The sequence below is a fragment of the Tissierella sp. genome (assembly GCF_032104385.1).
Classification (GTDB): Bacteria; Bacillota; Clostridia; order Tissierellales; family Tissierellaceae; genus Tissierella.
Genome location: NZ_DAMCHJ010000001.1, coordinates 24,082 through 38,049 on the forward strand (window position 1 = coordinate 24,082; position 13,968 = coordinate 38,049).

15 protein-coding genes are annotated in these 13,968 nt (G+C 30.7%); 1 reads left to right on the plus strand and 14 read right to left on the minus strand.

All coding sequences use genetic code 11. From position 1 onward, the window contains the following. The 5 genes from RT714_RS00120 to RT714_RS00140 form a co-directional block, all read right to left on the minus strand. Positions 1 to 411: metal-dependent hydrolase (locus RT714_RS00120; protein ID WP_313755596.1), on the minus strand; the 411-nt coding region annotated here is incomplete at its 3' end. 66 nt (positions 412 to 477) lie between these two features. Beyond that, positions 478 to 1,410, minus strand: a complete 933-nt coding sequence (locus RT714_RS00125; RefSeq protein WP_313755597.1) for a sensor domain-containing diguanylate cyclase — start codon at positions 1,408 to 1,410, stop codon at positions 478 to 480. Next, entirely contained in the window at positions 1,403 to 2,038 is a 636-nt protein-coding gene (locus RT714_RS00130) for a chemotaxis protein CheC (RefSeq protein WP_313755598.1), read from the minus strand. Before RT714_RS00130 ends, RT714_RS00125 begins: the two co-directional genes overlap by 8 nt. After that, complete coding sequence (locus RT714_RS00135) at positions 2,028 to 2,402, minus strand: response regulator (RefSeq protein ID WP_313755599.1); 375 nt, start codon at positions 2,400 to 2,402, stop codon at positions 2,028 to 2,030. The genes RT714_RS00130 and RT714_RS00135 overlap by 11 nt, the downstream gene beginning before the upstream one ends. A gap of 115 nt (positions 2,403 to 2,517) precedes the next feature. Then, positions 2,518 to 3,033 (minus strand): competence protein ComK, encoded by a 516-nt coding sequence (locus RT714_RS00140; protein ID WP_313755600.1) that lies wholly within the window; start codon positions 3,031 to 3,033, stop codon positions 2,518 to 2,520. A 204-nt stretch (positions 3,034 to 3,237) separates the two neighbouring features. Here RT714_RS00140 and RT714_RS00145 point away from each other — a divergent pair, with 204 nt between their 5' ends. Beyond that, complete coding sequence (locus RT714_RS00145; protein ID WP_313755601.1) at positions 3,238 to 3,789, plus strand: sigma-70 family RNA polymerase sigma factor; 552 nt, start codon at positions 3,238 to 3,240, stop codon at positions 3,787 to 3,789. Positions 3,790 to 3,835: 46 nt separating this feature from the next. Here RT714_RS00145 and RT714_RS00150 read toward each other — a convergent pair whose 3' ends face one another. The 9 genes from RT714_RS00150 to buk form a co-directional block, all read right to left on the minus strand. Continuing rightward, complete coding sequence (locus tag RT714_RS00150) at positions 3,836 to 4,693, minus strand: DegV family protein (RefSeq protein WP_313755602.1); 858 nt, start codon at positions 4,691 to 4,693, stop codon at positions 3,836 to 3,838. A 212-nt stretch (positions 4,694 to 4,905) separates the two neighbouring features. After that, positions 4,906 to 5,646 carry an NADPH-dependent oxidoreductase gene (locus tag RT714_RS00155; protein ID WP_313755603.1) on the minus strand — a complete coding sequence of 247 codons (741 nt, stop codon included), beginning with the start codon at positions 5,644 to 5,646 and terminating at the stop codon, positions 4,906 to 4,908. Between the two features lie 132 nt (positions 5,647 to 5,778). After that, positions 5,779 to 7,848, minus strand: coding sequence for a 5'-nucleotidase C-terminal domain-containing protein (locus tag RT714_RS00160; protein ID WP_313755604.1), 2,070 nt, complete (start codon positions 7,846 to 7,848; stop codon positions 5,779 to 5,781). A gap of 127 nt (positions 7,849 to 7,975) precedes the next feature. Next, positions 7,976 to 9,142 carry a UxaA family hydrolase gene (locus tag RT714_RS00165; RefSeq protein WP_313755605.1) on the minus strand — a complete coding sequence of 389 codons (1,167 nt, stop codon included), beginning with the start codon at positions 9,140 to 9,142 and terminating at the stop codon, positions 7,976 to 7,978. 3 nt (positions 9,143 to 9,145) lie between these two features. Next, positions 9,146 to 9,436, minus strand: a complete 291-nt coding sequence (locus tag RT714_RS00170) for a UxaA family hydrolase (protein ID WP_313755606.1) — start codon at positions 9,434 to 9,436, stop codon at positions 9,146 to 9,148. A gap of 1 nt (position 9,437) precedes the next feature. Next, entirely contained in the window at positions 9,438 to 10,646 is a 1,209-nt protein-coding gene (locus tag RT714_RS00175; protein WP_313755607.1) for a M20 family metallopeptidase, read from the minus strand. 60 nt (positions 10,647 to 10,706) lie between these two features. Then, complete coding sequence (locus RT714_RS00180) at positions 10,707 to 11,954, minus strand: hypothetical protein (protein WP_313755608.1); 1,248 nt, start codon at positions 11,952 to 11,954, stop codon at positions 10,707 to 10,709. Between the two features lie 10 nt (positions 11,955 to 11,964). Next, positions 11,965 to 12,873 carry a phosphate acyltransferase gene (locus RT714_RS00185; RefSeq protein ID WP_313755609.1) on the minus strand — a complete coding sequence of 303 codons (909 nt, stop codon included), beginning with the start codon at positions 12,871 to 12,873 and terminating at the stop codon, positions 11,965 to 11,967. After that, positions 12,870 to 13,949, minus strand: a complete 1,080-nt coding sequence (gene buk, locus RT714_RS00190) for a butyrate kinase (protein ID WP_313755610.1) — start codon at positions 13,947 to 13,949, stop codon at positions 12,870 to 12,872. The genes RT714_RS00185 and buk overlap by 4 nt, the downstream gene beginning before the upstream one ends. Positions 13,950 to 13,968 lie beyond the last annotated feature (19 nt).

Genomic DNA, 13,968 nt, shown 5'->3' on the forward strand with positions numbered 1-13,968 from the left:
ATAGCCTATAGTAAAACCAGTATATATATATTCTACTCCAAAATTGCCCATACACAATTTAATTATAGTCAGGGATATAAGAAAGCCTATTATACTATGGGTAAATCCCCTATGGCTAGATATACCTATTAAAAAAGATATAATTCCTAAATACAAAAAAACTTTTATTTCCATTGAATAATAAAGATATGTAGACACAAAACCCAAAGATAAATAAAATAAAATCCTGTAGAAATTATTATTAATTAATAATATCTTTTGATTTAATTTACCCTTAGGATGATCTAAATCAGGAATCAAAGAAGATATTGCTGAAACCAATACTAATACTAAACGATTTTCCACTGGCTGATTAGAAGATACTGCTAATGCAGCTGTTATTCCTATTGCTATATGTGTTTTTCCTGTCATAACTGCTCCTTATAGATGTCTTTTTAATATATTATATCACAATTTAGAGCAACCTTTAAGGCTGCCCTAATTATATTTTATGCACTTATCTCCACCCATTCTTTTTACATTATACATTGCCTCATCTGCATTTAATATTAACTCGTCAACAGTATCTCCATCTTTAGGATAAAAACTAATTCCTATACTTAAAGAGATATCAATTTCTGCATCCTCAGTAACTTTCACCTTTTTATCTGCACCTAATATTCTATTTGCTATTAATTTATAATTATAATATTCTTTTAAATCAGGTAATAATATTAAAAATTCATCCCCACCATGTCTAACTACCGTATCCGTTTCTCTTACGCATTTTGTCAATGTATTAGCTATCTTGACTAAAACTTTATCTCCTGCCATATGTCCATATTTGTCATTTATACTTTTAAATCTATCAATATCAATAAACATCAATCCTAGTATAGTGTTATTTCTTTTGGCACTAGCTAAAAGTTTTTCTGCTAAAGTATAAAAAAGAGTTCTATTTCCAACATTTGTAAGTTTATCATAATAAGCTAATCTTTCAATTTCCTTTTCCCTATTTTTTAATTCTGTATTTAAAAAATAAAGCTCATTAGCATATTCTTTTAACTGCTCAATTCTTATACATTGACTAGTAATATCAATAAATTCTATCATCAAATAACTAGAACCTTGGCTTTCAATTTTATTTAACTTTAAATTAATCTCAAAATCATCAGAAATTATAGATTCATGCATCTTAGATGAAAAGAAATACTTATACCCTTTTCCTAAAACACCATCTATAGCTTCTTTGAAATAATTTTTATTTAATTGGGGAAGAATCTCAAATAACTTAGAATTACAAGCCATACTTTTTTTAATACCAACTAATTCTTCCATACTCTTATTCCAAAACAAAATATCTAATCCATCATTAAGTATTACAATTCCTTCATTTATATAATCTAAAATATTAAATAAATTTTCATTCATTAAGTTCAACTTCCATTCTCTTAATAATATTTATTACCTCATTTAAAGAATTAATTGTAAGACTTATTATTATAGCACCTTCTATTTCAGTATCATCTAAAATAAATGATATACTTAGCATTAATAAACTTAAATCTCTCCTATCCTTAATATCATTTTCAAAATCCATCCTATTAAAAAGTCTAACATTAGGTAAAGTATATTCTAAGTTAATATCTAAAAAGTTTCCCATCTCCCCAATAATTGAATTTAAAATTATATTTCCTAACTCTCTAACAATATCATAATCTATATCTGTAAAGTCTAAATAATTTCCAACATCTTCATCTTCCTGCTTTGTACAAAAATTTATAATACTTCTAGTTTTATCTGCAGGAAATATTAGATTCGCCTCTCCATTTATCTTTTCTTCAAAACAAATGGAAGATACCATCCATGTTCCTTTTATCCCTTTGTAAAAAAATTCATCAAATTCTATATCCTTATTGTCCGGCTCAATAATCTTAATACTAGGGACATCTAATAATATCTTTTTATCTATTATTTCAGAAAGCATATCTGCCGCCTTTCCAACCCCAATATTGAAAATTTCTCTTAATATATCATATATTAAGTCATCATATTTCATCTCTATCACCTTTAATAGTATCATATATAATTTGAGCCTTTTCCTCATTAAATGGTTTGTTTAAAAATTCCATTACTCCATATGATAATACTTCTTCCTTTACATTCTTCTGTACATCAGCTGAAACTACAAATAATTTAGCATCTTTGTCATATTCCTTGATTAGTCTTATTAATTCCTTTCCATTTACATTGGGCATCAATAAATCAAGAATAGAATATTCTGGTCTATATTCTTTATATTTCTCTAGTCCTTCTTTACCGTCATTAGCTAAAATAATTTCTGCATCTGAGAAAAATTTTTTTAATAAATTTGATGTAACTATTTGAGAAAATTTAGAATCATCAACAACTAAAAACTTCACAAAACTACCTCCTAATGTTACAAAATTCGACCATCATTACTATAGTTACAACTATTGTACTTGTATCGTCAACCTTTGTCAAGAATAATAGGATTAGAACGAAAAATCTGTTATTTCATCTGGTAATAATTACCTTTGCAGTGTAAACAGTTTCTTCTTCATTTAGTCTTTTTGCTCTATCTTCATAGCATCTGCTTACTATATTGCCATTTTTCATATGTTTATCTATGGTTGACAAACTACATAGACAAGGAATTTTTGTCCCATTGGATAAATATACAACTGTAGATCCTTTTTCTTCTTTAATCTTTTCAATATATTTCATATTTATATATCCAAAGGCTCCATCGTTTTTATACATAGGTACTCTAGTTTTAAAAGGTATAAAGATATCTCTTTTGCTCAGTGGAATAGGCACTAAATTTGGTGATGATATTAAGTTCCTATATCTTTTCTTTAATTCTCCTAAGTCAATCATATAATGTTTCCCTATAAGACGTATAATAGTTTTTATACTTTTATCTAGTATTACCGGCTCCATATCCATAGCATATATTTTAGTACAGTTCCCCCTGCCTTCTACATATTCTGGCACAATTGCCATAATATCTTTATTAAGTATATTCTCCACAATACCCCTCCTCCATATAACTCTTAGACTTATAATAACAGAACATATGTTTAATTGCAAGTCCTTTTAATTAAATAAGGACTTGTAATTAGTCCTTATAACTTTCATTAATTACATATATGACTTCATTTAAGTCCCTTTTTAATATTTTAATGATAAAAATGTATATTGAACTTAAATAATTGGTATAAAGGAGGAAAATATATGTTAGATGAACTAATTAATTTGGCTATAGTAGGAAATAAAGATGCTGTAGAAGAAATTATAAATAAATTGCAGCCACTAATTATAAGTTCAATTAGAAAATACTATAATATTGGAAAAGAATATGAAGATCTAATACAAGAAGGTAATTTAATGATTTTGGAAAGTTTAAAAACCTATGATCCCAGCAAAGGTGTTCATTTCTTAGGATATATAAAATTAAATCTTAAATATTTATATTTAAATAAACATAAGAGAAAAATTCATCTGTCATTAAACGAACCCATAGGAGATGAGGGGCAAGAAATAATGGAGTTTCTAATATCAGATAATAAGGAAGCCATAGATATAATATTGGAAGATGAAATAAATGCTGAACTTAAAAAAGCATTGGAAAGATTAACAGAAAGGCAAAGGGAAATAGTTATTCTTTATTATGTAAGAAATATAAGTATAAAAGAAATCAGCCAAAGACTTAGCATAAGCTATAGAACTGTTGTAAATACTAAAACTAAGGCATTGGAAAATCTAAAGAAATATATCACAGGGTAAATAGCACTTACCTGTGCAACTTTTAAGAACCTAGGATAAAATCATCCTAGGTTCTTCCTTTTTCCGTATAGTAAACGATTCCTATTGCTCCAGGGCCCACATGAAGTCCAATTACAGGGCCAATATCCACTATATCTATATCCTTATTTAAAACCTTTTTTAGATTATCTGCTAATTCCTTTGCTTGTTCATAGCAGTTAATATGGTGAATAATAATTTCTTGTATCTTATAATCTAAATGATCTTTCAACATTATGTCAATCATGGATTTAATTGCTTTATTCTTTGTCCTAATAGTTTTTAATATAGTAGTCTTTCCATCTTGCACTGTTAAAATAGGTATGATTTTAAGTACATTTCCAATTAATGCACTTGCCCCACCTATTCTACCACCTTTTTTAAGATAGACTAAATTATCTGGAATAAACAGAAACCTACTTCGCTTTATATTTTTCTCTGCTATTTCCTTGACTTCATCTAAAGTCTTTCCCTCTTTAGCTGCTCTAGCAGCTACAATTGCTGCAAATCCCAATTGCATAGAATTTGAACGAGAATCTACAATTTGAATTTTTGCATCTTGGTATTCCTCTAAAATCTTTTCTTTAATCCCACAAGCACTAGCATAAGTACCACTCATTTCTGATGATAAGAAAATACATAAAAGCTCATGTCCATTAGCAACAATATCCTTCATCTCTTTATATAATTCACCTACTGAAGGCTGTGATGAAACAGGAATTCCTTTTTCCTCCATCTTTTCATAAAATAATTCGTTTCTTATTTCTGTTTCTTTTATACTTTCATCTGGAAAAGAAACATATAAAGGTAAAACTCTAATATCTAACTCTGCCCTAAGGTGTTCAGTAATATAGCTAGTACTATCTGTAATTATTTTTACAGCCAATAAATTCTCCCCCATTCATAAATCCGTAAATCATCAGAAAGCTTTAAAGTTTTAGCTATACTTTCATATTAATTAATTTTGAAATTGCTCTCCAATATATTACTTATTATGATAATTTATGACAAATTAATATAACTAGATATTACCATTTTATCACAATGATTACAATATAGAAACACCTATAAGTATTTATACTTATAGGTGTTTCTATATTATTTGTCATTTTTAAAACCCTGCTGTTTAAGCGTTGGATACACCTTTGGAAAATATACTTTATCATATACTGAGCTAATCCCTTGACTCCATGTTCTTGTCTCTTCCCCTTCTGTTCTTGCATTCATATACTCTTTGATAATGTCATCATATTGATTTATTAACCCTTCTAAATTCTTATTATATTTTTCTCTATGAATTACTGCTTCTTCTGGAAATCTCGGTTTTTTCATTGGACTTTCATCTGGAACACCTATACACATTCCTAATATAGGATATACATATTTGGGTAGTTCTAATAATTCAATGATTTCCATTGGTTCTCTCCTAACTGCACCAATAGGTACAATTCCATATCCCATTGATTCCGCAACATTCATTGCATTTGAAAAAGCAATGCCTACATCGACACTTGCTACCATTGTAGCCTCTATGGATTCAATATTTTTAAACTCTTTGTTCTGTTTTTTTAATGCCATGGCTGTTCTATAGTAATCTGCTGCAAAAACAAGAAATACAGGTGCTTCTGCAATCCATCTTTGCCCTCCAGCTAAATCAGCAATTTTTTTCTTAGTTTCCTGATTTTTTATAACTATAACACTCCATTGCTGCCCATTTATAGAAGATGGTGCAAATTGTGTGCTTTTAAGAATCTTATTTAAGTCATCTTCTTTTATATCTTCATTTTTATATTTTCTAATAGATACATGATTTGAAATAATCTCATAAACTTGACTCATAGAATTCTTCCTTTCTATTTATAATATATCTATTTCTATTTATATACATATTCCTAGAATTTTAAACTTTTATCTTTTATAAACAACTAATTATACGGAAACCACTTCATAACTGTGAAGTGGTTTCTCTTATTATTGAGGAATATATATTATTTGTCCTGGATAAATTAGATGTGGATTTTTTAAATTATTAAATTCTGCTAATTCTTTCCATGTCTTGCCAAATGCTCTGCCTATTTTCCACAAGACATCTCCTGGTTTAACTACATATTTATTTTGCTTTTCAGTAGAAACAAGTTTTACTTCTGGTTTTGTTTCTTTTACTGATTCTTGAATCGTCTTTGGTTTTTCCTCTATCTTTTGTTCTGGTTTTACTTCTGCCGCTGGTTTATTAGCGATAAATTCCTTCGGAATTAAACCTTCTTTTATTAAATCTTGAGTGTTTATGGATTTTACATTATAAGTTCTTCCGTCTTCAGATGATGGAATAACTATATTTCCTTTATTTATCTCATTTATTATATACTCTCTTAATTTAGGTTCTCCAATAGTATATTCATTATATGGATCATTAAAGTCTGCACCTATTATCTCCCAATTATTATCGGTTTCAGGAGCAATTTCTCCCTTTTCTCTAATATAATCTGCTATATATGATCTTAGAGATTTTGGGTCAGATTCAAAATATGGCTCTCCACTGATAATTCCCATATTCTTCAATCCACCATATCTATAATTATTTATAGCCAATTTAAATTTATCCGTATCTTTAACTGGCTTATCCTTGAATTTTAAATCTACAATTCTTTGTCCTTCTGGTTTAGATATATCTACCTTATATTCTACACCTTGGAACATATCATAGTTATATCCTCTAATATCTGGATTAAAGCTAATATTTATATCTCCTGGTTTAAAAGTATTATAATATTTAGCTGACCATTCCATATAATCCTTTAATTCCTTACCATTTATCTCTATACCTATTAAGGTATTAGGATATTTGTAAATATCAAATATACTTGCATAAGTTATATCCCCAGCCTTTATATTAGAATTAGGCTGGAACAAAGCTGCTGCTGCAATATCCGCACCAGTGGCTTTAAGTTGTACTTCATTGATTAAATCTATAACTGCGGTATCTCTAATTTGCGCCTCTGGAATGCCTTTGATTTCAGACGTTGGAATAAAATCTGCAGCAGCAACTCCTATTATATCTACTAAAAAATCTAAGGTTTTCTTATGATATTCCTTAGCATATTCTTTAAGCTCTTCTGAAGCCTTATAATCCTTTACATCTATAATCCCAACCTTATTATCAGCTAATACCCAATTATCCTTATCTTTTTTCAAAGACAAGTCAAATCTCACTACTTGCCTGCCTGCATCTCTAGCACCACCTACTACAGTATCTTTAAATTTTTCTTTTACTGTAGCATGACTATGACCTACTAATAATGCTGCTATCTCAGGACATCTTTCAATAATTTCCTTTGCACCATCCTTGCCATATTCCTCTTCAAAGCCAGCATGAGCTGTAGCTATAATTATATCTGATTTTTCTTTTAGCTCTTTTATGTGTTTTTCAGCTGCATCTGCCATATTTTCAAATTTTAATTCTGTAACCTTTGGACCATCCCATCTAGGAATATTAGGATTTGTTAGTCCCAATATACCTACTTTAATACCTGCAACTTCTGCAATTGCATAAGGCTTTACAAAATAAGAATCGTCCTTATTATATTTTACATTTGCAGCAAGTATTGGAAACTCTGCTTCTTTTTCGATTTTCTTTACCATGTCTATTCCAAAATTAAACTCATGATTTCCCAAAGTCATAGCATCATATTTCATAAAATTCATCACGTCTATTACTGGATGTGGAAGTTCTTTTTTAGTATTATACAAATCATCAGAAAGTATAGTCCCTTGAATGGTATCTCCATTATCTATAAGTAATGTATTAGGATTTTCTTTCCTGATTTCTTCTACTACAGAATAAACCTTTGCAATACCTAAATCATCTTTTTCCGTACCATCTTCATAGGACCAGTTGAAAATATTGGCATGCATATCTGTAGTTCCTAAAATAGTGATATTTAGTTCTTCCCTCTCTCCAAAGGATATACTTGGAAAAACAATACCAACTAAGATAAATAATAACAATGCCAAGCTGATAATTTTTCTTTCTCTTTTAAACATAAAACCCCTCCTCAAATTATAATTAAAAGATATATAGTTATTATACCATAGATTTCCAAGTATTTTGCCAATAAAAAAGACTCTTTGGATTATCCTTAGAGTCTAAAAATATTATCTCACCATTGATCTAAAGTATACAAACATTAACCCCTCTTCTTCTTATTGCAAATTCTCTACACTTTAGCCTTTCTGATTTTGTTTCCTCTCCATTAACAATTTTCATTGTGAAGTCAAATAACTCCTCTCCCACTTCTTGAATGCTCTTTGTGCCTTCTATAACTTCTCCAGTGTTTATATCTAGATTATCATTTAACCTGTTAAATGTATCAGTATTGCTTATTACCTTAATTACTGGCACTATTGGAAACCCTGTTGGAGAACCTCTTCCAGTTGTAAAATAAATCAACGAAGCTCCTCCAGCAGCCATAGCCGTCATAGACTCAACATCATGACCTGGTGCATCCATCACTACTAATCCTTTTTTCATGGGTTTTTCACCATGTTCTAAAACCTGTTGGATTATAGTTCCTCCACCCTTTTTAATACAACCTAATGATTTTTCTTCAATTGTTGTTAATCCTCCAGCAAGATTACCAGGAGAAATATCTACTATATTGCTAGTTCCTACTCTGGCTAAATTACCTTCTGTTTCCTTTATCATTTCAAGTAATTTATGGGCAACTTCTTCATCGGCACATTGATTGGCAAGCAAATCTTCTGCACCAACACATTCAGTTAATTCAGTCAAAATTACTGTACTACCTAACCCAACTAATTTATCACTTACATATCCAACTACAGGATTAGCTGATAAACCAGAGTAACTATCAGATGCACCACATTCAGTTCCAAATATTAAATCTGATAAATCAGCCTCTACCCTTTTTACATTATCTGCTAATATCTTAAATTTTTCTATTATTTCCCGTGATTTTTCAATTGCTTTTACTGTGCCACCAATATCTTGTATGATAACTTTTTCTACAACTTTTCCAGTCTTTTTTATACCCTCATAAACCTCATCCAGATTGATAGTTTCACATCCCAAACTTACCAATAGTACTGAAGCTACATTGGGATTATTTCCCAGTCCAATAAAAGTCTTTGTTATCTCTTCATTACTGACAGGATCAAAAGTACAACCGTAAACATGAGGTATCGTTACAACCTCTGGATACTCACGTCCAATTGTTTCTACAACTGAATTTGCACAAATTACCATAGGTAACACTAGTATATGATTGCGAATTCCAATGGAACCATCGTCTCTCAAATAACCATTAAATTTATACACCGATTACTCCTCCTTTAGTTCCTTACCTCTATTGCTTTTAATATTATGAATATGAACATGTTCTCCAGCTAATATATCACAAACAGATGAACCAATATTTTTACCATATTTAATTATGGTTTCACCTTTAGCAATATTGTTAATAGCCACCTTATGTCCTTTTATAATGTTTTGTCTTACCACTATCTTTGTATCTAATCCTATAGCACTTAGTACCTGTCCTTCTTCAATATTATGTAAAGTGGTAACTACATTATCACTCAAATCTATAAGAATACTATTATATTTACTCATACTATCTAAATCCCTCCTTCACCCTTAATTTACTAATATCATAAACAAACTTACCTAATAGCATAACTCCTATAGATAATATGTCTTCATCTAGATTGAACTTAGGATGATGTAATGGATAAATACAATCTTCTTCACTATTCATTGTTCCTAGAAAGAAATATAACCCCGGTATAGATTTCTCATATTCTGAAAAATCTTCACTTGCCATACTAGGATTAGTTATTCTTACCACATTATCTTCTCCAATTACAGTTTTTGCTGTTGATTGAACTATATTGACTAATTCATCATCACTTACCGTTACATCAAAGCAATCTTCATATATAAATTCATACATTCCGCCATTTGCAGTGATTATTGATTCTAAAATGTCTTCCATTCTATTTTTTATCTCGTCTCTTAATTCTATATTTGTAAATCTTGTAGTTCCTGTTATTTCTACATTGTTTGGTATGGTGTTAAAGGAGTTCCCTCCAACAATACTTCCTATAGAAATAACAACAGGTTCTATTGGATTAATATATCTGCTTGGTATTTTTTGAAAGCCTTGAATCACTTCTGAAACCATTACTGTTGGATCAATAGTAAGATGCGGACTTGAACCATGTCCACCTTTCCCAATAAGTTTTATATGAAATTTATCTCCTGCTGCCATAACCGCTCCAGATTTAATTCCTATCTTACCACTTTGTAAGTATGGCCAAATATGTAAACCAATAATTAAATTGGGCATGGGTTGGGCAAGAGCACCTTCTTCAATCATCTTCTTTGCCCCACCCAATCCTTCTTCAGCAGGTTGAAAAATAATTCTGATCCTTGCAGGTATAAATTCTTTTAATTCTAAAAGCAGTTTAGCTATTCCTAAACCAATTGATATATGTCCATCATGTCCACAGGCATGCATCATTCCATTGTGCATTGATTGGAAGCTTAGTCCTGTATCTTCAGTAATGGGTAACGCATCAATATCAAATCTTAATGCAACACAGTAATCTGTTATCTCTGCATTAATATCAGCAACAATCCCTGTATTAGCTATTCTCCTAGTCTCTAAGCCTAAGGATTCTAAGTAATTTAATATTATTTCTGAGGTTTTAAACTCTTCAAAGCCTCGTTCAGGAATCTTATGAAAATTTCTTCTCAAATTAATTACTTCATCATTATTTGCTTTTATAAACTCTCTAATTAAAAAATCTAACTCTTTCAAATAATCACCTCAGTTTACTTAGTATAAATGCAGGGAATTCCCCGCATTTATATTAAAAATTTATTTAACTGTAGAATTATATATATCTAAAAACTCTTCTTCAGTAAGAACTCTTCTATGTTTTCTTCCTTCTAACTTTACCTTTTCAACTAATTTATCAATATCTTCATCTTTATATGGTAAATTCAAGCCTTCTAAATAAATTTGAATATTTTCTTTACCGCTTGAACCTCCAAGAACAATTTTCGTATTTTCTCTACCAACAATTTCTGCCAAGTAAGGCGTCATCGCAGCAGATATACCGCCTTCTTCAAGTCTAGTTTTTGCTTGTACTGGTACTCCTGATTCTAACCAAAATAATCTTTTACCTGTAACCGGTTTATTATTATGAATAGGAATATTGGTTATCTCCTCTACCATTTTAGTGATTTTATCTATTTCCTCTAGATTAATACCAGTATCCACATTTAATAATATTTCCAATGCAGCGGCAACTTCCTCAGTGGCAACATTACCTGTTCTCTCACCTAATCCATTTATTGAAGTATGGATACCATCAACACCTGCATATACAGCAGCCATAACAGCTCCCATAGCCATTCCAAATTCATTATGAACATGGAATTCAACTGGAGTATCTCCTAAAGCTTCTTTTAATTCTCGAATTACATGAAATACAGCATGTGGAGTAGCCACACCAAAACTGTCCGTAAATACTACTGACTCTGGATTTGTTCTTTTAACAACTTCTGTGTATACCTTCTTAGCATAGTCCAAAGTACCCCTAGATACATCCCATCCCATAAAGGTTACCTTTAATCCTTTAGATTGCGCATATTCAATAGAATCAATAACTCTTTCTAACAGCTCATCAGTTTCTACTTTATATGCAAAGTAATTAGTGTATGGATTAACAGCGTGTTCTACTATTACCTTTGAAACGCCAGCTTTTATTGCATAATCAATATCATCTTTTCTAGCTCTGCAGAATGCAATTATTTCAGCATCTAAGTTCATATCCACTAATTTTCTAATAGCGCTTACTATATCCTCTGAAATAATTGGCATACCTACCTCAATGCTTTTTACTCCTAATTTATCCAGTGCTACAGCAATGTCAACTCTCTCTTGTTCTGTCCAGTTTAATCCACATGTTTGTTCACCATCTCTCAGTGTAACATCATGAATATATACCTTTTTTGATGTAGTATTAGTCATAACTTCACTTAAAAAGTTCATTGGAGATACCCATTTCTTTTCATTAAAATAAGGCGTCCCTTCCATCGGCATATTTTCTATTATCTTCACAAAATCACTCCTATAATTTTTTATATTTTTTGTTTACCATTAAGCAAGAAATTATAATTGAGTTAAACTTTTCTTTAGGGCTAGCTGAACGAGATGTCAGTACAATTGGTTTTTTAGCTCCCAGAACTATTCCCGCAGATGCTATATTCCCTATATAGGTCAATCCCTTGCAAAATATATTTCCGGCATCTAAGTTTGGCATAATCAGCAGATCTGCATTTCCTGCAACCAAATTTTCAATCTTCTTTAACTTTGATGCCTCTCTTGATATAGCATTATCTATAGCTAATGGTCCATAAATAGCAGCCTTATTATTTTCAGTATACATCTTCGTAAGTTCTACTGCATCAACTGAGGACTTAACTTTCTCATTCAGCACCTCAGTACTAGATATTATGGCTACCTTTGGACTTTCCATATTTAAGGAATCCATTAATTCTAGGGCATTATCAATAATAACCTTCTTTTGATGAATTGTTGGCTCAACAACTATACTTGGATCAGATACAAATAATAATCTATTTAAAGATGGTACTTCATAGATTGCAACATGGGTTAATAATTTGCTCTCCATGAAATCCTTATTTGATAACAATATTCTCATGAAATCCTTTGTTTGAACCAAACCTTTCATAATAATATCAGCCTTATGATTTATTAATAGCGAGTGTGCCTCTTCTATTGCTAGTAAATCTTCATCAATCTCAATAAAAGTTTCATGTCTAAAATCTAAATCATACTCATCTATTATTGAATCTACCCTATTTTTGTTTCCAATTAGGACTATATTAGCAAAGCCATTTTCTTGAACCATAATCAATGCTTGAAGTATATTCTTATCATAGGGGCATGGAACTACAACGGTGGGTTTGATAGTAAAATTCAATGCTTTAAGTCTTGCTTCTTCAAAATTCCTCATGATAAAACCTCTCCATCTGGATATTGTCTAAGTCTTTCCTCCCCTTGAAGCACTCTCAATACTCCATGAGCTAGAGCTTCAATTTCAAAACTGCCAGGGTACACCATAACAGGTGATATGTCTGAAAAAACTGTTTTTATACTATTAACTACATTTTTAGATTTGGAAATACTGCCTGTTAAACTAATTGCATCTACTTTATATTGTAATACTGCTGCCATGCTGCCTATAACCTTGATAATTTGATATATATAAGCATCCATTATCAATTTAGCTTGCTTATCTCCATTGCTAACTTTATTTTCTATTTCAAGAAAGTCTTTAGTACCTAAATAAGCATAAAACCCACCAAGGCCTTCCATTTTTCTAATAATTTCTTTCTCATTATATTTACCAGAAAAGCATAATTTAACAAGTTGAAGATTAGGCAATCCCCCAGACCTTTCAGGAGTAAATCCTCCCTCAAAATCATTAACTAAGTCGATCATTTGACCTTTTCTATGGCTGCTTATGGTTGTACCTCCACCTAGATGTGCTACTACTAAATTAAGATTTTCATAACTTTCATTTAAATCTTCAGCAGTTTTTCTACCAACCGCCTTCATATTTAGAGCATGACTTAAACTTTTTCTTTCTATTTCAGGCATGCCAGAAATCTTTGATACTTCAATCATTTCATCTACAGAAACTGGATCTACAGAATATACATTACAACCTACATCTTGTGCTAGTTCATTACCAATTATGACAGCCAGTCTAGAAGCATGATTCCCATTTTCTTTATCAAATGAATCCTTTAACATTAAATCATTAACTAGGTAAGTCCCAGATGGGATGGGCTTCAATCTCCCACCCCTTGCTGCAATGGCACTAAGATTACTGAAGTCAATACCAGTTTTCTTAATAAAATTTAACACAGATGCTTTCCTAAAACTTATCTGTTCTTCAACATCTAAACTAAGTTCATACATTGTATGAGAAATGGATTCTTCAAATAGACAATCTTTGTTACTAAACAAAGCCACTTGAGTAGATGTAGATCCGGGATTTATAACAAGAATATAATGTTTTTCCATTAACTTCTCCTTTTTATTC